Annotated in this window: 18 protein-coding genes; 5 read left to right on the plus strand and 13 right to left on the minus strand. The window is 60.3% G+C overall.

The window, feature by feature from the left end; all coding sequences use genetic code 11:
- The coding region (locus tag VIM98_RS08610; protein ID WP_331992685.1) for a hypothetical protein at positions 1–381 on the minus strand (381 nt) is incomplete at its 3' end.
- 34 nt (positions 382–415) lie between these two features.
- Positions 416–1,051, minus strand: a complete 636-nt coding sequence (locus tag VIM98_RS08615; RefSeq protein WP_331992686.1) for a hypothetical protein — start codon at positions 1,049–1,051, stop codon at positions 416–418.
- A 924-nt stretch (positions 1,052–1,975) separates the two neighbouring features.
- Between VIM98_RS08615 and VIM98_RS08620 the strand changes: the two genes are divergently transcribed.
- Both VIM98_RS08620 and VIM98_RS08625 read left to right on the plus strand, forming a co-directional pair.
- Positions 1,976–2,830 carry a glycosyltransferase family 2 protein gene (locus VIM98_RS08620; RefSeq protein WP_331992687.1) on the plus strand — a complete coding sequence of 285 codons (855 nt, stop codon included), beginning with the start codon at positions 1,976–1,978 and terminating at the stop codon, positions 2,828–2,830.
- An 11-nt stretch (positions 2,831–2,841) separates the two neighbouring features.
- The gene (locus VIM98_RS08625; protein ID WP_331992688.1) at positions 2,842–4,089 is read left to right on the plus strand and encodes a glycosyltransferase; all 1,248 of its coding nucleotides are present in this window, start codon (positions 2,842–2,844) and stop codon (positions 4,087–4,089) included.
- Here the strand turns inward: VIM98_RS08625 and VIM98_RS08630 are convergent.
- From VIM98_RS08630 to VIM98_RS08680, 11 genes are all read right to left on the minus strand, one after another.
- Positions 4,075–5,184, minus strand: coding sequence for a glycosyltransferase family 4 protein (locus VIM98_RS08630; protein WP_331992689.1), 1,110 nt, complete (start codon positions 5,182–5,184; stop codon positions 4,075–4,077). The two genes, VIM98_RS08625 and VIM98_RS08630, sit on opposite strands and share 15 nt — an antisense overlap.
- 3 nt (positions 5,185–5,187) lie before the next feature.
- Positions 5,188–6,291 (minus strand): UDP-galactopyranose mutase, encoded by a 1,104-nt coding sequence (gene glf / locus VIM98_RS08635; protein ID WP_331992690.1) that lies wholly within the window; start codon positions 6,289–6,291, stop codon positions 5,188–5,190.
- A gap of 9 nt (positions 6,292–6,300) precedes the next feature.
- Positions 6,301–7,218, minus strand: a complete 918-nt coding sequence (locus tag VIM98_RS08640) for a glycosyltransferase family 2 protein (RefSeq protein WP_331992691.1) — start codon at positions 7,216–7,218, stop codon at positions 6,301–6,303.
- Positions 7,215–8,234: a hypothetical protein gene (locus tag VIM98_RS08645; RefSeq protein WP_331992692.1), complete on the minus strand. Its 1,020-nt coding sequence runs from the start codon at positions 8,232–8,234 to the stop codon at positions 7,215–7,217. The genes VIM98_RS08640 and VIM98_RS08645 overlap by 4 nt, the downstream gene beginning before the upstream one ends.
- Before the next feature lie 41 nt (positions 8,235–8,275).
- Positions 8,276–8,971, minus strand: a complete 696-nt coding sequence (locus tag VIM98_RS08650) for a class I SAM-dependent methyltransferase (protein WP_331992693.1) — start codon at positions 8,969–8,971, stop codon at positions 8,276–8,278.
- Positions 8,968–10,203, minus strand: coding sequence for an oligosaccharide flippase family protein (locus VIM98_RS08655; protein WP_331992694.1), 1,236 nt, complete (start codon positions 10,201–10,203; stop codon positions 8,968–8,970). The genes VIM98_RS08650 and VIM98_RS08655 overlap by 4 nt, the downstream gene beginning before the upstream one ends.
- The gene (locus tag VIM98_RS08660; protein WP_331992695.1) at positions 10,200–12,149 is read right to left on the minus strand and encodes a hypothetical protein; all 1,950 of its coding nucleotides are present in this window, start codon (positions 12,147–12,149) and stop codon (positions 10,200–10,202) included. The genes VIM98_RS08655 and VIM98_RS08660 overlap by 4 nt, the downstream gene beginning before the upstream one ends.
- Positions 12,150–12,233: 84 nt before the next feature.
- On the minus strand, positions 12,234–12,740 hold the full coding sequence (locus VIM98_RS08665; RefSeq protein WP_331992696.1) for a pilin: 507 nt from the start codon (positions 12,738–12,740) through the stop codon (positions 12,234–12,236).
- A 114-nt stretch (positions 12,741–12,854) separates the two neighbouring features.
- Positions 12,855–13,343 (minus strand): pilin, encoded by a 489-nt coding sequence (locus VIM98_RS08670; protein WP_331992697.1) that lies wholly within the window; start codon positions 13,341–13,343, stop codon positions 12,855–12,857.
- An 82-nt stretch (positions 13,344–13,425) separates the two neighbouring features.
- Positions 13,426–15,381 carry a hypothetical protein gene (locus VIM98_RS08675; protein WP_331992698.1) on the minus strand — a complete coding sequence of 652 codons (1,956 nt, stop codon included), beginning with the start codon at positions 15,379–15,381 and terminating at the stop codon, positions 13,426–13,428.
- A gap of 101 nt (positions 15,382–15,482) precedes the next feature.
- Positions 15,483–15,926, minus strand: a complete 444-nt coding sequence (locus VIM98_RS08680) for a pilin (RefSeq protein ID WP_331992699.1) — start codon at positions 15,924–15,926, stop codon at positions 15,483–15,485.
- Between the two features lie 354 nt (positions 15,927–16,280).
- On the opposite strand from VIM98_RS08680, the gene VIM98_RS08685 reads away from it, so the two are divergent.
- The 3 genes from VIM98_RS08685 to coaE form a co-directional block, all read left to right on the plus strand.
- Positions 16,281–17,540 (plus strand): type II secretion system F family protein, encoded by a 1,260-nt coding sequence (locus VIM98_RS08685; protein WP_331992700.1) that lies wholly within the window; start codon positions 16,281–16,283, stop codon positions 17,538–17,540.
- A 7-nt stretch (positions 17,541–17,547) separates the two neighbouring features.
- Positions 17,548–18,411 (plus strand): prepilin peptidase, encoded by an 864-nt coding sequence (locus tag VIM98_RS08690; RefSeq protein ID WP_005418626.1) that lies wholly within the window; start codon positions 17,548–17,550, stop codon positions 18,409–18,411.
- An 11-nt stretch (positions 18,412–18,422) separates the two neighbouring features.
- On the plus strand, positions 18,423–18,711 hold a 289-nt coding region (gene coaE, locus VIM98_RS08695; RefSeq protein WP_331992701.1), incomplete at its 3' end, for a dephospho-CoA kinase.

The raw sequence follows: 18,711 nt of genomic DNA on the forward strand, positions 1-18,711 counted from the left end.
GGACGTGCCGGCGGGCGTGAGATATAGCTCGACCTTCCGCACTGGAGGCTTGCCAGCAATCTGGGCAACGGTGTTGTAGGCGCTTTGGGTAAGCGCAGCCACCCTGGCCGCATCGATCCTGTCGAACGAGGCAGCGTGCACTGTTACTAGCAGCCCGTCCTTTTCCCGGAAGCTTTGTTGCTTCCAGGAACCTGTATAGCGAGGACCTTCGCCAACTTGCCCATAAGTTTCGATCAGTCGAACGCCTAGGTACTTCCAGACGTAGGTCGTTTCGGCGCTCGAAACATAGCTCTGGCTGTTGGGATTGGCAGGTTGCTCGGTCGTTCGACCGTTAGCGGCGAGCGCGCACAGCGCGACCACCAGCAGGGCTTTTCCGTCCATAGTGCCTTGAGGGGGCGTCAGGGTTAACGGTTGATTAGTTCGGGATGCACTTGATCGGGTGTGGTCCCGGTGGGCAACTTGAACCTTCGAATGTGGCCGCCGACTGCGCCATGACCGTGGAATCGGCGCGGGCAGCCGCCGCAGCGACATTGGTACCACTCTGCGGGGTCACAGGGAAGCCTGCCACGGTATAGGCCAGCTTTGAACTTGCCGGGTCAGCACCCGTGGCAGCCAGCCAGTTGTTGACCGAGGTAGGATCGGCGAACACCAAAACCGAACCGGACTTCACATAGGCGAAGTTACTGGTCGCAATGACCGCGCCGCTGGAAAGTTGGGAGACCGTCAGCGTCACCGTGCCAGTCGCGGGCCAGGTCACGGTCGAGCCTGACGTGTCCAACGAGAACGACCCAGCGTCGGGCATAGCCACCGTCATCAAATGGGCCATGGCCTGTTGAGTGCTCGACGGGACCATTTCACCCGATACGGAAACGTCGGTTTCCAATTGCAGATCTTGGGCACCGATAACTTGCGGCTTGGGACCGGTCTGTTTGACGGGCTGAGTGGAGACCGTCACGGTGCACGTCATAGTAGCTTGAGGAACACAACCGCCCAGCATCAACGTTGTTGCGAGAGATAGCGCCGCAACGGACTTCTTGAATCCGAAATGCATTGTAAATCCTCCGATGATTAAGCATTTCGCCCCCTCAAGGCGAGGTCGCAAGTCGCTGCGACCCCATAGCTTTAGCACACAAGAACCCTGCGGGATACGAGCAAGATATTGCGATTCTGCGCCCTCCGATCCGCTGGCCGGCAGCTTAAGGCAACGAGGAATGGCCGCTGGATTGCTAGCGCGGGCTGCGTTGACGACGCCCCTTGTAGCGCCTGGGTGTTGGCAATGGGATATCGGCAAGCTGGCGTCCTCCAGGCCAGTCGCTGGGTCGAGGTGGCAATTGGACACCGAAGCGCGAGGCAAAGACGCGAATGAGCTGGCTCCAGCGATCTTCCGGGCCAGATAGGACGTGTAGCACCCAGCAAACGTACGATGCCGAGTACGTATCCGAGGAGTCGAGCACGGCGAGGAGGTGCGTTAGGACCCCCGTAACGTCACTGAGCGCCTCCGCCACCGTAGATTGGACCGGTCGAACCTCCAGCCAGCCCGAAGGCGGCTGCAGTTCGGAAATAGGCCGCTCCAGCGGCAGTTTCAACAACCGCCCCTGTAGCCGCGCTAAGCTGGCGCAAATGGATATCAGGGCCGTAAGGAATTCGCTCATCCCACCAGACTACGGGGCGACCGTCTCAATTTGGCCGATTCGTTTCGGAGGCCTTTTTGACGATGCCCAGTCGCTCCTCGCCTGGACGCATCTTGCGCCCCTCGCAATTCCATTGCAGCCAGCGCAACGACTAACCGCCCCCATTTATCTCGCTCATGGCCGCCGATTTATCGCGCGCGGCTTCACCTAAAGCAGACAAATGAGAGAAAGCTTTTCGAAGCCACTTCTAAAGACGAGGCGCTTTCCACAAATCCCGGAACACCTACCTTAGAGTCGCACCACCACCCGCGCTATCATGCCTCGTCAACTCACGGGGTACCGCCTTGAATCGCTTGAGTATCGTCCTGCCCGCCAAGAACGAAGGGCAGGCGCTGAAAGATCTGTTGCCCCGCTTAAGGGCCGCGCAGTCCGATGCCGAAATCATCGTGGTCGACGACGGTTCGACCGACGACACCACAGCGATTTGCGCTGACGCGGGTATCCGCTGTCTTTCTTCGCCCTATTCGATGGGCAACGGCGCGGCCATCAAACGTGGCGCGCGTGTTGCCACTGGCGAGACCATCATCTTCATGGACGGCGACGGTCAGCACGATCCGGCCGATATTGAACGTTTGCTCGATCGGCTCGAACAGGGCTACGACATGGTCGTGGGTGCGCGCGATTGGGAAAGCCAGGCTGGCGTCGGTCGGGGCGTGGCTAACACGATCTACAACTGGCTTGCCAGCCGTATTACCGGCCATCGCGTCGCCGACCTTACCTCCGGTTTTCGTGCGGTGAAGGCCGACAAGTTTCGCGAGTTCCTGCATCTGCTGCCCAATGGTTTCTCTTATCCAACCACCAGCACAATGGCATTTTTTCGTAGTGCTTATCCGGTAGCTTACGTACCGATCAAGGCGGCACAGCGCATCGGCAAAAGTCATATCAAGCCGATACGCGATGGCATTCGCTTCCTGCTTATCATTTTCAAGATCGCCACGCTCTACTCGCCGTTGAAGCTGTTCGTACCGGCGAGCGTAGTGTTCTTCCTGCTCGGTTGCATCAATTATGGCATTACGTTCCTACGCGAAGGCCGGCTTACCAACATGAGCACACTGATGTGGAGCGCGGCGGTGATTGTGTTCTTGATCGGACTGGTATCCGAGCAGATCACCGCCCTGACTTATCGCAAGAGCGATTGACACCCAAGGCCATGACGACCGGCGTGCAAGAACCGATGGCGGCCACGCGCGGGCAGCGTAAAAAGCCGCGGGTATTCGTGCTGGCATCCACTTATCCGCGCTGGCCTGGCGATCATGAGCCCAGCTTCGTGCATGAGCTTTGCCGGAGGTTGCTCGATCGCTTCGACGTCACGGTGGTCACGTCGCATGTACAGGACGCTGCGCGCGAAGAGACGATGGACGGCGTCGATGTGCTGCGTTATCGCTACGCGCCTGAGTCATGGCAGACCCTGGTCTACGGCGGAGGCATTGCCGTCAATCTGCGCCGATCGCCCTGGAAATACTTGCTGGTACCCGGTTTCATCTTGATGCAGTACCTCGCTGCCCGCACCGCGATTCGCCGCCGGGGGGCGGACGTAGTGCACGCGCACTGGTTGATTCCCCAGGGTACGGTCGCGGCCTGCCTTGGCCGCCGCCTGCGTATTCCCTTTGTCGTGACATCGCATGGCGGCGATCTGTTTGGGTTGCGCGGCCGTGCACTGACAGCGATGAAGCGCGATGTGGCGGAGCGTGCGGCAGGAGTGACGGTGGTCAGCCAAGCGATGAGCGATGAGCTGGCGCACATAGGCGTATCGACGGTTGCCGTCGACGTCATTCCGATGGGGGTCGATCTGAAGACGCGGTTCGCAGCCGATGCTCGGATAGCGCGATCGGCCGATGAACTGCTGTTTGTCGGCCGCCTGGTAGCGAAGAAGGGATTGCCGAACCTCCTCGGTGCATTGGCGTTGCTGGTGCGGGATCGTCCAGCATGCAGGCTGACGATTGCAGGCTTCGGTCCCGAAGAGCAGGCGCTACGGCGTCAAGTTGAGCGGCTCGGATTAGCTGACCGGGTGACTTTTCTCGGGCCGGTGCAGCAACAGGATCTACCCGCTCTTTATCGTCGTGCCGCGCTGCTGGCAGCCCCGTTCGTGCGCGACGCTAGCGGCAACCAGGAAGGCTTGCCAGTCGTGCTCATGGAGGCCATCGCATGCGGTTGTCCTGTCGTGGTGGGACAAGTCGCTGGTCTGGCCGACCTGCTGGGTCCTGAGCCGACACGCTATTGCGTCGATCCAACCGATGCCCAAAAACTTGCCGCGGCGATAGCGCACGTGCTGGATCACCCGGACGAAGCCAGCGCCTGGGTTGAGCGAAAGCGCCAGTACGCGCTCAGCCAGTTCGATTGGGATGTGATCGCATCGCGCTATGGCGACGTGCTGGAGCGCGCCTTATCGACCCGTTGAATGGTGCTTGACCGCAGCGATCAGGGCAGGCTCCAGTCGTCCGATAAGCGTTGCCCAATCGTCGACGGGAACTTGCGACGGGACAGGAGACGCGAGAGCTGCCTCCACTGCACGTATGAAATCGGCCGTATCGTCCGCGCGATATAGCGCCTCAGGCCGATCGCGTAATACATGGGTCATCGCACCCACGTCGGCCGATATCAACGGTAGGCCGCTGGCGATCATTTCGTAAGCCTTCTGCGGAAAACAGTAACGCCCGAACAAGGTGTTGCGCATGTACACAACACCTAGGTCGAGCGCAGCAAACAGCTCGGCCGTACGCATATGCGGCAATTGCCCCAGATAATGCACCCGCGGTCCGGTCGGCGGGGCGGCGGTCTCCCGGTACGGACCGGCAAGGACCAGTTGTAGGTGGGGATAGCGCGCCGCGAGTGCAGGCCAAGCCGAATAGATCAGGTCCACGCCCTTGTCTGGGTAAAGGCCGCCGGCGGTACCGATAAGCACGGCATCGGCCGGCAACCCGAGCGCCTGGCGTGCAATCGCCTTCTCGCGCGGCTTGAATATCGATAGATCGACCGTGCTCGGCATAGCGATGACCTGCCCACGTGCGCGGTAATCGCTTTCGACAAGCGCTTGCAAGGGTTCGCTGGTGGTCGTCACTACATCGGCCGCACGCACTGCATGACGCAGCATGGATTTCATGCCAGGGATGCGTGCCTGTCCGAAACTCTCGAAATGATCGTACAGGTCGATGGCATAGGGCAGGCGCAAGCGGCGCGCCAACCATGCCGTCAATGCCGCATGCGGTATATCCGAGGCGCCGATCAAAAGCTCGGGCTGGAAGGCGCGCAGATCCTTGAGTACTTGCCAAGGGTAGCCGGGCGAACCGATGGGGCGGCCACGCCAATGCAACCTGCCGGGTTCGGCAGGATGGTCGACGTCGGCTGCGGACTGCCTCTGGTAGCCGAGGCAGTAGCCTCGTACGTCGTGGCCTAGCTGGGCCAGTTGAAACGGTATCTCATAGAGTCGGGCATAACGGTCGTCGATGACGTCCTTGCCCATATATTTGCGCTTGCATAAAAAAGCGATGCGCATAGATCAATCGACAAGCCGCTTGACCGCCGCCAAGGCCGCGCCGACTACCTGATCCATGTTGTAGTAGCGATACTGTGCCAATCGCCCGACGAAGGTCACACCAGGTTCCTGCTTGGCCAGTTCTTCGTAGCGCTTGAACAACTGCTCGCTCTCTTCGCAGGGGATGGGGTAGTACGGATCGCCATCGGCTTGCGGGTATTCGCGCACGATGGATGTGCCGGGATGCTCCTGTCCGGTGAGGTGCTTGAACTCGGTGATACGGGTAAAAGCGTGATCGTTCGGGTAGTTGATCGTGCCGGTTTCCTGGAATTGCTCCACGGATGCGAGATGTTCATGCTCGAAGCGCAGCGAGCGATAGGGAAGGCGGCCAAAACGGTAATCGAAAAAGGCATCGATCGGGCCGCTATAGACGGTATGGCCCGCGGAGACGGATGATTTGACGTTCTGGTAATCCGTTGACACGCGAACCTCGATGTTCGGATGGTCGAGCATGGCTTCGAACATCCGCGTATAGCCATCCTTCGGCATGGCCTGGAACGTGTCGGTGAAATAACGGTCGTCGGTATTGGTTCGCGTCGGAATCCGCGCCGCCACACCTGCCTTGAGTTGAGAAGGCTCCATGCCCCACTGCTTGCGGGTGTAGTTGAGAAAGAACTTCTCGTACAGATCGCGTCCCACGCTGTTCAGGACGACATCTTCGCTGGTGCGTACCGGGTCGCGAGGAACACGTACTTGCTCGTAATAGGCCTCGGCACCCGCTTCATCCAGGTCCAGGGCATAGAGCCGGTTCAAGGTGTCGCGATTGATGGGGAAGGGATAGAGGTGGCCGTCGACGACGCTGCGTACGCGGTGCTCGTAGGGGCGCCATTCGGTAAAGCGCGACAGGTAAGCGAAGATCCGCTCGCCATTGGTATGGAAGATATGCGGGCCATAACGATGTACCAGGATGCCTTGGGCATCGAGCTCGTCATACGCGTTGCCGCCAATATGCGGGCGCTTGTCGATAACCAGCACGCTGCGGCCGGCATCGGCCAGCTCGCGAGCTACCACGCTGCCGGCAAAGCCGGCACCGACGACCAGAAAATCGAAATGCGAAGAATTTTTCATAGGCTCATGTTACTGGGAGATGCCCCAGCTGCGATGGCGTCGGCCCTTGAGTCCCAGCAGGCCGTCAATGAAACCCGCGAGAAAGGCCCAGGTCTGCCGTAGCCGATTGCCCTCGTGTCCAAGGCAGGCAAGGTGGCGAGCCAGGGAGCCTGGAACCGTTTGGGTAAGCAGGCGAAATCCGTAGTATTTGCGCGCGATCAGCAAGCGATTGCGAGTGTCGTAGTAACGCTTCCAGGGGGGCAGCCGCAAGCAGATCAGCTCCCGGCCGGGAAGGCGTGCTATATAACGATCGGATTTGGGATGATCGATCAGGCTCTTCCCGGCAATGAATAGTTTGGCGCCAGACCGTTCCGCTCGCAGGCAATACTCGACGTCGTCTGCGGCAATGAAATAACCGGGATCGGGCAACCCGATACGTGTAACCAGGTCACGGTGAACCATGAAGCCAAGGAACGGTAGCGATAGCACCTGTGCTTTCACGGGCACTTCGTCGCGACGATTGGCGACGAGGCGATCCGGTGCCAGGATGGTTGTCGCCCACGAGGTGTCATCGCCGCGTACGGCAAGAGAGCCATAGATGTGCCGGTTGTCATCGGCTACGGCGATCAATTGCTCAAGCGCATCCGGGTAGGGCGCGGCATCGTCGTCCATCATCCATGCCCAGTCGCAGCCCCCTTCGCAGGCGACCTTCAGTCCCTCCGAAAAGCCACCCGCACCGCCGAGATTGTCAGCTAGCCGGCGATACTCGATCAGGTCTGGATAGGCTCGTACGATATCGAGCACTGTCTCTGGCGTATTGTCGGTGGAGGCGTTGTCGATGACCCAGATTTTTCGCGGGCGCGTAGATTGCGTGGCCAGCGCCAGGAGGCACTGCTTGAGCAGCGTGCACCGATTGTAGGTAACGACGATGGCATCGACGTTGTTCATGGTGCATCCACCGCGAAAGTGTCTGGATCGAGCGCGGCCAATTCAGGTAATGCGTCGAGCATGGCGCGTTCCTGGGGGTAAAACGAGAAATGTCCGGCCAGGACGTTTGCCAGATAGAACATGGGGCGAGAGCTTTCCATGCAGGCATGGCACAGCCACGATTCGTCCACGCCCAGAATCCCTTCACGCCAGGACGATCTGAAGCCGCCGATTTCGTCGATATAGTCCTTCCTGAAAAGCACTGCGCCAATGCTGAAGCGCGTAGGGATCAGGTGAGCATCGCCGCTGGCGGCCGCATTGCCGATTTGCGCAGCAATCCGGTCAAGCGGCAGGGTGCGGCGCCACAGCCAAAGCGCGGCAGCGGGATCGTAGTGCGCATGCACGCCACTGCATGCCGCTCGATGTTCGCCGAACTGGGCAATGTACGCAGATCGGCTTTCGGTCTTTTCGAGAAAGGTCAGATAGCTGATGCCGTTGATGTTCAACATTGGCGAGCAAAAGCCAGGCTTGTACGTGCCTTGCGATTCGATGGCATCGTAGCCTTGGCGCATCGATTCGAAGAAATGTTCCGCAATAAAGATGTCTTCGTCGATCTTGAAGATCCACTTGGCGCCAGGGTGTGCCGCGATGGCTTTATTCAGGACCAGGCCGGTCTTGTTCAGCGCTGTCCAGCCATAGCTCCAGCCATGTTTCTCGCATAGCTGCGCCAGTGCGGGGACGTGCTTGCCTGCGGTGACCACGCAGACATGGGCATCGGCCGATTGGTATTTAGCGATACGACGCAGGGTTAGTGGCCAGATCGCGGGCTTGTAGCCCGCCAGCACGACGATAAGTGTTTGTTCGTTGCGCGACCTGGCTTCGATCTGAAATTTTCCCGAGTGATCGCGCATTACCGTCAAGCGGCGGCCGATGGCATCGGATGCATCCAGGAAGGCATGACGTATGACGCCGAAGACGCCGCGCTTCCGATAAGAGGCAAGCAACTTGGAGAAAGGATTGTTTACGGTGGCAGTCATTCGGATGCGCCCAGGACGTCGTTTATCTCGCAATACAGCGGCTATCCGGGTTGCCTGGTTTCGAGCATGACTTGCTCGCCACGTGGGACAAAGGCGAGATATTGGACGGAAAGCAAACCCGCGCCGATGGTTTCTTCGAGCGCCTTGTGCTCGTGTTCCTGCCACCCGGGATAGTTGAAGTATTCGTCGAATACCACAATGGCGCCATCGGCCAGATACGGTGCGATACGCTGCAAAGCGAATTTCGCCGAGGGGTAGATATCGCAGTCGATATGCGCGAGGCTGATTTTTGGCTGCAGCTTTTCCAGGAACGGGCCGAGCGTGTCTTCGAACAAGCCCACATGCAACTGTACGTTGCTCTGTCGAAATGCCGGAACCTGTGTCTTGAACGCACCTTTGCCATAGCCGGAGCGCCAATGACTAGGCAAGCCCTCGAATGAATCGAAGCCATGTACCGTGCGCTCGGGCGCCGCATCGGCCATCAGCCGCAACGTATGTCCCTGGAACACGCCGAACTCGCAGATGCAGCCGCCGAGCGCTGCACTGCGCCGGACCGCATCCAGCAGGAGGCTGTCGCGCGTCGGGAATCGCGCCGCATCCGGCATATGCGCTCTGACGAATTGTGCGCTGCTGTCCCGCGCCTCGACCTGGAAAGCATGATCGATATTCGTCGCGATATGCTCGGCGGCATGCCGGGCGATGTTGGCGTATATCCGGCTGATAAATTTGAGTTTCATGCGTGAGTGGCGGTTCGCGAAGCGATAACGTAGAAGGAAAGAGTAACCAGGCATTCGATCGCGACGTAAGCGATTGCCGCGCCGACGGCCCCAAATACCGAACCGGCCCACAGAAAAGCAACGATATGGAGCGGAGCGGCGAGCATTGTCACATAGACCACCGGCTTGTCTCTGCCCTGGGCGATCAGCCCCTGGACACCCTTGATGTTCCCCGCTGTGACGACGGCCACATTCAGGGCCAGGATTTGTGCAACACCTACACCTGCCAGGTAGCCATGGCCGAACAGGGGGAGTGCTATCCAGGGCAGGGTGACGATCAGGCCGAGCGAGACGACGCCCGCGGCCAGCAAGGTGACTCCGGTCGTCCTGGCAAGCCATGGATTGCTGGGGCGGTCCTGCTTCCGATGGCTTACCGCATAAGGAAACAAGGCCGCCATAAGCGGCGAAAACAGGCTTCTCGCTGCACGGGCGATGCGTTCTCCCAGCGAGAAAAACGCAACCTGGGTCGGTGCCGCGACCAGTCCCAGGAGGAAGGGGTTCAGGGTCGAATAGATCCCCGCCGATGCGCTGGTCAGGAACAGTGGCGCGCCCTCGCGGAGGGTGGACCAGATGTCGGTGCGGCTGCAGCGCCCCGGGGGGACGGGGGCGTGACGTCGGACCAGAGCATAAGCCACCAGGGATGTAACCAGCGGCGCGGCAAACTGGATAGCTGCGGCGATGTGCAGCGCCTGCGGACCTTCTACCAGTACCCAGGTCATGACGACGGTCAGCAGCGCGGTTATCGCACTGGCGATCGCCAGTAGCGTGGTTTGCCTGAGGCCGGTGAGATACCAGGCCGGAGAGAGCGTCATGCCTATAAGCATCAGCAATCCCAGAGCCTGCATCGTGCGATCGTTTGATGTACCTACCCAGGCGGGTATGGCGAGCAGCAACAGAATGGCAGGGACAAGCAGAATCGCGCGCGCGGCCATGGTCGACCGATAGATGGTCCCCAGTAGCTGAGGCTGGTCGGCATGCCGGCTTACGTTGCGTACCGCGCTGTAGTTGAACCCATAATCGATCAGCAGCCCCAGTGTTCCTACCAGGGCTTGCCAATAGGCCAGTTCGCCGAATTCCGGTGCATTGAGCTTGCGGGCCAGGACGGGTAGCACGATAACGGCCGACAGATACTGCAAGCCCTGGATGGCGTAAAGCGAAATGGCATTTTTTCCGAACCCCTTGACGGCGCTCATGGCCGGGTCTGGCTTTGTGCCGTGAGCAAGCGCAATTGACTCAGGGTTCCGTCGAGGCGGCCGGCGATGTTGAGACGATCGAGGTCCTGCAGGATTTTCTGCGCTTCGGGCAGGCGGCCTTCTGCAACCAGCATACGGACCAGCGTGATGCGATACGCAGCCTCATTCGGGGCGGCATTGGCAGCCGCTTCGGTCATGCGTTCACCGAGCTTCCGATCGCCCAGGACATTCCAGGCATAGTCGCCGTAGGTCGACATGAGCCGGGCGCTAGGGTGAGGATGCGAGAGCGCGGCTTCGAAAGCGGCTTTCATGCGTGCCTCGGGCAGATCGCAATCGCGATCGCGCGCGCATTGCGTCAATGCAGCCAGCGAGCTTTCGTCCTGCACGCCAGGCTGGTTGGCTGCCAGCTTGGCCGTCATCGAATCCCACCAGGTATCTTTCAGCGGCAGCTCCATGCGCGAATTCATAAAGATCAGCGCCTGCTGCGGCAGGATCGAGGATTTCGGTAGCAACGCGGCGCGTTCCAGCGGTGCATACGCCAGCTGGGTATACGGTGAGCCCGGTTCGTAATGCGAGTAGATGATGTAAGTGCGGCCGAGCTCATATTGTGCGCGTGGCGATTCGGGGCCACGTTCGGCGAGGGTTTGCGACAGGCGCAGCGCATCGCCCCAGTCATAGGCACTGACGGCGGTCAGGCCGGTCCACCAGAGCATCAGTACGGCGAATACGGCAGGGACGAGTTTTCTGCGCCAAGATGGGGTGGCGGTCGTCGTAGAAGGCGGCAGCAGGGTGCCTGCCAAGGCCAGCAACAAGCCAAAGCTGGCGAAATAATTGCGATGCTCATAGACCAGTTCCAGCGGCAGCACCGTTCCGGTCAGCAGGTGGCAGCCGATGAACAGGCTCAGGCCGAGTGCAACAAGCGGGCGCCGTCGACGCAAGGCGAATGGCAAGGCGATCAATATCAGGATGCCGACCAGGCTGGGCAGGGTGGTCCATGGCGTGACCAGATCGGACGAGACCACATAGTCGTCGTGATAGAACGAGAGCGAGCTTGCCAGCGGCAGCAGCGTCCAGGAAATATAGCCCAGTACGATGCGTGCTTCGGTAAGCAAGCGCGTCCCGAGCGTGAAATCGCGGGTGGCCCAGGCTTCCGGTCGTAGCAAGCCCGGAAGCAGCCAGCTCAGCCCGGCGATCATGGGCACCACGAGCACGAAGAGAAACAAGGCGATAACGCCTTTATCAAGCGCGCCGTCTCGCGCACGGAAACCGAAGACGATCCATTCGATCGCCAGGGCGTAGAGGGGCAGCAAGACAGCTGTCTCCTTGGCCAGCAAGCCGAACGCGGTCGCCGCGATCAAGCTGCCAAAGCACGCTGCAAGGCCAAGCCATGGACGGGATTGGACGAGCATGTTGTGTCGAACGGTTACGTAGCCGAACAATCCCAGCAGGACAAACAGGTTTGCCATGCTTTCCATGCGCTGCACGACATACAGCACCGCAGTGAGGTTGATCGGCAGCAGCAGCCAGCCGGCGGCGAGTGCTGCGGCCAGCCAGCCGACCGTGTCGCTGCCCTTGTCCGGTGTGGCGTGCAGTACACGAAGTAGGCTGCGCGCGAGCAGGAATACAAGCGCGCCGTTCAGCAGATGTAGCAGCAGATTGCACAGCTTCATCGGGAACGGATCGAGTCCGCTTGCGAGAAAATTGGCAGCAAAACTCAGCGAGGCCAAGGGGCGCTTAAGGTCGCTGGCGGGAGACGACAAAGCCGCACCGACCAGGGTGCCCAGGCTGGCGTGATCCGGCTGGACGCCATGATTGTCGACAATATTAGGGTAATCGTCGAACAGCCAGCTGCCATAGAGGCCGGGCCAGTACACCAGGAGTGTCAATGCCAGGGCGAGCGCGAGCGCGCGCCAGCCGTTTCGCGGCAGGAAGGACTCAAGCGTCACAATGTGCAAATTCGGCCCAGGGAACGATGCATGAGCTTAGCTGCCCGGCATCGATCAATCGAGTTCTCCCTGGTCGTGGAGTACCTACCGGCTGGCAGCCGGCGCCGGGCTGCTTGCGGGCGCCGCGACGCTTGCCCTGGTATCCGCCGGTAGCTTCTCGGGGCGCACGCAAGTCGCAGGTTTCTGCCGGGCATCGCCCGCGACGATATCGCAGCTCCAGCTCAGCGCCTGGCCCGAGGCTATCGTTTCGAGGGGCGTAAGCAGGAAGGTTGGCTCCGGCTCGGCTCCGGTGTTCTGCGTGACAACCGTGATCCGGCCGCTGTCGGAAACCTTGACGCTGGCCAAGTATGGGTTGTCGCCGACCTTGGTGTTGTAGATCAAATCGTTCGGGTGCAATTTGGCCAGCCCGCCGCGCATGGTCACCGCTTCCATGACGACCAGCTTGGCGGCATCGGCACCTTTAAGTGCTTCGCCAAGATGCTGATTCACGACATGACCGCGCCAAGCCGGTATGGCAAAAGCCGCAATAACGGCCAGGATCGCCACAGCAACCAGCACGGTCACTACGGATATGCCTCGATGGATACGCATCGTCGGTCTCCTTGCATTCGCTCTGTTCAATGTGGGCAATGCACCATGACGGTAGCGTAAATCCAGTCCGCCTGGAGTTCGGGCGGACTTCTTAATCCATTGAATTAGAATGAATTATTGCTCGGGCTGGCAGTTGGCGGGCGCATACTTCGGATCGAGGGAGCTGTCCGTCTTGCAGCTCCAGTTTCCCTCGGGGTCTCGCGTCCAGGTGATCAGCACGCCTGCAACCTTGTTCGACACGTGGCCGCCCAGGTGGCCTTTTGATTCACCGTTAGCCGTGGCGCTTTGGGGTAGCTGGATCTGCGGCACTCCTGTGCCTTGTGGAATTTGATTCCCGCCCTGGGCGGCATCGGAAAGAATGTCCGAGCCGGTCAGGATGCTGGGATCGCATTGCCCCGCACTGGTGCCCAATTGCACCTTGCCACTGGTGATGCAATCTTCCACCACAGTCTTGCCATCACCGATTTCGGCGACCGCACGTGTCACCTGCGAACGGATGACATAGGTCTGATAGGCAGGAATGGCGATCGCCGCCAGGATGGCAATGATGGCAACGACGATCATCAGTTCGATCAAAGTAAAGCCGTGAGTTGTCTTTTTCATGGCGACCCCCCTTTTTGGTCGCATTCGGATGGTGGCGGTTCGATCTGCGGACGACTGAAACCGACTGATTGCGATGCTTTACTTACTCTGTTGCTGCTTGTGGACCGGTGGCACTCCCTTGCTGCATCGATCGCAGCGCCTTGTCCTTTAGCGCTGATAAAGCGTGGTCGTTGCGAGTGGCTGGGGACAGCTCCCAAGTAGCTTCGATGACGCCATTGGCTTCTCGATAACGCTGCTGACTGACCAGGTAGTCCGCGAGGCGCGGACCGTAATTGGCTGGGTTGCTATCCAGCTTCAAAGCATTACGCCAATGCACCGTGGCAAGTTCCGGATCGTGCAGCGCTCCACCCGCGAGTTCGGCGTAGTCGACCTGCAGGCTTTGCCGATTAGGGTTTCGCTCTGCGGCAATCGCGTATGCCTGCGCCAAGCGCTGCGCATCGATACCGGTGACGCCGTCGAGACGATGACGCATCAGTGTGTGCAGCACGCGATAAGTATCGGGCACCATGGGGCGTGTACGCAGTTTGCGATCGATGCTGTCCCACCACGGAGTGCTCGGTCGATCTGGGTGTTGAGCAGAAATCAGCAGCAGGGCCTCTTCGGGCAAGGGAGCATCGAGCGGCAGTTGCGCGGCGCGTTCGAGTTCGCGAATGCATAGCGAGTACAACGGCGAGTCGGGGTTGCCGCCTGACATGGCCATGAATCGCCTTGCGAGATCCATCGCGGCTCGCTGCGAGCCCGGATTGTATTCGGCGAGCGTTTGCGCCAGCAGGAAAGGACTGGACCAGGTCAACGAACGCAGCGTGGTCAGAAAGCATAGATTGGCAATCAGTACGATACCGATGGCAGCGGGCACCGGGGACTTTATGCGCTGTGCCAGCCATCTGAACGCGTCCACGATAGCGAGTGCAAGGCCGAACAGCGCGGGATAATTGCGGTGTTCGAAGACCAGCTCCAGCGGCAGCGGACTGCTGGTCAGCAGGTGTGCCATGAAGAACCAGCCGATGCCAAGTGCGATCAATGGCCGCCGTTTGCGCAGGAACATCGCCAGGGCGAGCAAGGCAACTAGGAATATGCCGCCATACAGCGTGGTAATTGGGTGCAGCAGACCGGTCGAGACCGGATAGTCATCGTAGTAGAAGACCAGGTGACTGGGAAGCGGAAGCAGCGACCAGCCGATATACATCGGCAGCGCACGCAACTGGGTCAGTTCACGTTCCCAGGCGGTGTAGTCTCGGCCAAAGAACATGCCGGCATTGGCATAGTGAGGCAGCAGGTAACCGACGAAGCCCAGCACCGCGACAACACAGCCAGTGGCGAAGAAAACTCGCCACAGCAATGATGTGCGTGCTTGTGCGGCGGCGAACTGCAGTAGCGTCAATTCGAGTAACAGGGCGTAGCCAGGCACCAGGACGATGGTTTCCTTGGCACCATAACCGACCGCTGTAAGCAGCGCGCTTAGTATCAGCCACGGCCAGCCGCGCTGGCCTCGGATCTGTCGCTGGCGGGCATGCCAGTAAGACAGCAGTGCTAGCAGGGTAAAGGTAAAGCCTAACAGTTCCATGCGCTGCACGACATACATGACAGCGGAAACCTGCAAGGGATGCAGCGCCCAAACTGCGGCAGTGCCGAATGCCCAAAAATCGCGGAATTTTTCGCCATTTAAATTTGAGCGTGTCGCGTCGTTACGCGCCACGCGGAGCAACTGCCTGGCAAGGATCAGCACCAGCAGTGCATTGATCACATGGATGCAGAGATTGGTGACCTTGAATCCCAGTGTGCTGTTGCCCAATGCGTAGTTGAGCGCATAGGTCAGCATTGCCAGAGGGCGCTCGATATTGAGATGGGCCCAGTCCCAGACGCGCTGCCATTCTTGCCAATGAAAGCCACTGACATGAACTGCCGCGTTTTCGGCGAAGATTGGGTAATCGTCGAAGATAAAACCGCCATAGACGGCCGGCCAGAAAACCGCTGCAGTCAATAGCAGCAGTAATGGCGCGATGAAGTGGTGTAGCCGTTGGGCGGATAGGTTTGACATGTAACCTAAATGTATGGATCTACTTAAAACAAAGGGCCGCAATACTGCGGCCCTTTGAGCGTCCAGCAATTGAAGCTAAAGCTTTAAGTAAAGCTCTGAGCTTAGCCGTTCGGGCAGCTGGCCGGGACGTACTTGGGATCCACGCCGGTGGTCTTGCAGCTCCAGCCGCCGCTACCGTTGCGGCTCCAAGTCAGACTGCCACCGGTGAGCTTCGTGTTCGCATGGTTGCCAAAAGCGGCGATGATCGTCGAGTTGGCAGTGTCAGCATTGACCGTCGGCACGGCGCCATTCATAAGATCCGAGGACGAGGCCGTAAGAACGCAGCTAGGCACACCGTTGGCGGTAGCAGTGACTGGACCCACGTAACCGTTATTCAAGCAGTCTTCAACCACAACCTTCATATCGCCCGCTTCACCCATCACGCGGCTGACCTGCGAACGAACAACGTAGGTCTGGTACTGCGGAATGGCGATGGCGGCCAGGATGGCGATGATCGCAACGACGATCATCAGTTCGATAAGGGTGAAGCCCTTCTGGTTCTTCATTTGGTACATCCCCAAGATAAGTGGTGGTTGATGTCAGCGGACAGGATCGGTCCGACCATTGGCCGGTTGAGCGGGACCTGCCCCTGCGGGTGGATCAACGCAGGTTGCGTGCCAACCCCGGCACGCCTCCCCCTGGATTTCCCCGCGCCCATGATGGCAGCAATTTTGCGGATGGGAACCCCCCGCATGCGAATCTGCGATGGACGCGGCAATGTGACGCAGTGCGTCACCTTTGGCCGCCCCCTGCCACGAATTCGCACACCGGGCTGGCCACCAACTGCCCAGATGGCCCTGAACCCGCTACCATCAACGGCTAGTTGCCCGCCTGGGGATGGCGGGCCTTGGGGAGCCAACATGTCTGTCAGTCGCAGTGCGATCAAGAAAGAGCCGGTGGCGCGCGCCACCATGGACTTGCAGCCGTTTGTCTGGGAGGGGACCGACAAGCGGGGCGTGAAGATGAAGGGCGAGCAGTTGGCGAAGAACGCCAACCTGCTGCGCGCCGAACTGCGCCGTCAGGGGATTAATCCCGGCCAGGTCAAGGCCAAGCCCAAGCCGCTGTTCGGTGCGGCGGGAAAGCCGATCAAGCCCAAGGACATTGCCTTCTTCAGCCGCCAGATGGCGACCATGATGAAGTCAGGCGTGCCGATTGTTTCAGCACTGGAGATCATCGGCAGCGGGCACAAGAACCCCCGCATGAAGAAGATGGTTGAGAGCGTCCGCGCGGATATCGAGGGCGGCTCTTCGCTGCATGAGGCCATCAGCAAGCATCCTGTGCAGTTCGACGAGCTCTACCGGAATCTGGTGCGTGCCGGCGAGGGCGCCGGCGTACTGGAAACCGTACTGGACACGGTCGCCACCTACAAAGAGAACATGGAGGCCCTCAAGGGCAAGATCAAAAAGGCCCTGTTCTATCCGGCGATGGTTGTCGTGGTGGCCTTTGTCGTATCTGCAATCCTGCTGATGTTCGTCGTCCCGCAGTTCGAGGAGGTCTTCCAGAGCTTCGGCGCGGAACTCCCCGCGTTCACCCAGATGATCGTGACGGCATCGCGCCTCATGCTGTCCTGGTGGTGGCTGATTCTGATCATCCTTGTGGGTGGCAGTGTCGGCCTCCTGATGGCTTACAAGCGCTCGCCTTCGATGCAGCATTCATTCGATCGCCTGATCCTGAAGGTCCCGGTGATCGGTCAGTTGATGCACAACAGCTCCATCGCCCGCTTCGCCCGCACCACCGCCGTGACCTTCAAAGCCGGCGTGCCGCTGGTGGAGGCGCTGGGCATCGTGGCCGGCGCCACCGGCAACAAGGTCTACGAGGAATCCGTGCTGCGCATGCGCGACGACGTCTCGGTGGGCTACCCGGTCAATATGGCCATGAAGCAACGCAATCTGTTCCCGCACATGGTCATCCAGATGACCGGCATCGGCGAAGAGGCCGGCGCTCTCGACACCATGCTGTTCAAGGTTGCCGAGTATTATGAGCAGGAAGTCAACAATGCCGTGGATGCCTTGAGCAGCCTGCTCGAACCGATGATCATGGTCTTCATCGGTACCATCGTTGGCGGCATCGTCATCGGCATGTACCTTCCCATCTTCAAACTCGGCGCCGTCGTCGGATAACACATACATGGCATTTCTCGACCAGCATCCCGGCCTCGGCTACCCTGCCGCGGCCGCCCTGGGGCTGCTGCTGGGCAGTTTCCTCAACGTCGTCATCCTGCGCCTGCCCAAGCGGCTGGAGTGGCAGTGGAAGCGCGATGCGCGCGAGGTCCTGGAAGAACCGGACTTCTACGAGCCCCCACCACCGGGGATCGTGGTCGAGCCCTCGCACTGCCCGCACTGCAAGCACAAGCTGAGCTGGTACGAGAACATCCCTCTGTTCAGCTGGATCATCCAGGGCGGCAAGTGCCGCCACTGCAAGGCGCCGATCTCGCTGCAGTACCCGCTGGTCGAGGCCCTGACCTCGGTGCTGGTGCTGGCCTGCGTCTGGCAGTTCGGCTTCGGCTGGCAGGGCTTCGGCGCCATCGTGCTGACCTGCTTCCTGATCGCTTTGTCCGGCATCGACCTGCGCACCCAGCTGCTGCCCGACCAGTTGACCCTGCCACTGATGTGGCTGGGCCTGATAGGCAACATCGACAACCTGTACATGCCGGCCAAGCCTGCATTGGTCGGCGCGGCGGTGGGCTATCTGTCGCTGTGGATGGTCTGGTGGCTGTTCAAGCAGCTGACCGGCAAGGAAGGCATGGGCCACGGCGATTTCAAGCTGCTGGCCGCCCTCGGCGCCTGGTGCGGGCTGAAGGGCATCCTGCCGATCATCCTGCTGTCGTCGGTGCTGGGCGCCATCATCGGCTCGATCTGGCTGTACACCCGCGGCCGTGACCGCGCCACGCCGATTCCGTTCGGCCCCTACCTGGCCATCGCGGGCTGGCTTTACTTCATGTGGGGCGCGCCGGTGGTCGAGCAGTACCTGGTGTTGAGCGGGCTGCGCTGAGGGGAATCCCCATGAGCCGGTATGTGGTGGGCCTGACCGGTGGCATTGCCGCCGGCAAGAGCGAGGTGACCCGGCGCTTCGAGGCGCTGGGCATCGTGGTGGCCGACGCCGATCTGGCCGCCCGCGCGGTGGTTGCTGCCGGCAGCCCTGCCCTGGGCCGCATCGCCGAGCGCTTCGGCGCCGACATGCTGCAGGCAGACGGCGACCTGGATCGGGCACGCCTGCGGGCCCACGTGTTCGCCGATCCGGCCGAACGGGCGGCACTGGAAGCGATCACCCACCCGGCCATCCGCCTGCTCT

Source organism: Dyella sp., assembly GCF_036568765.1.
Lineage (GTDB): Bacteria > Pseudomonadota > Gammaproteobacteria > Xanthomonadales > Rhodanobacteraceae > GSA-30.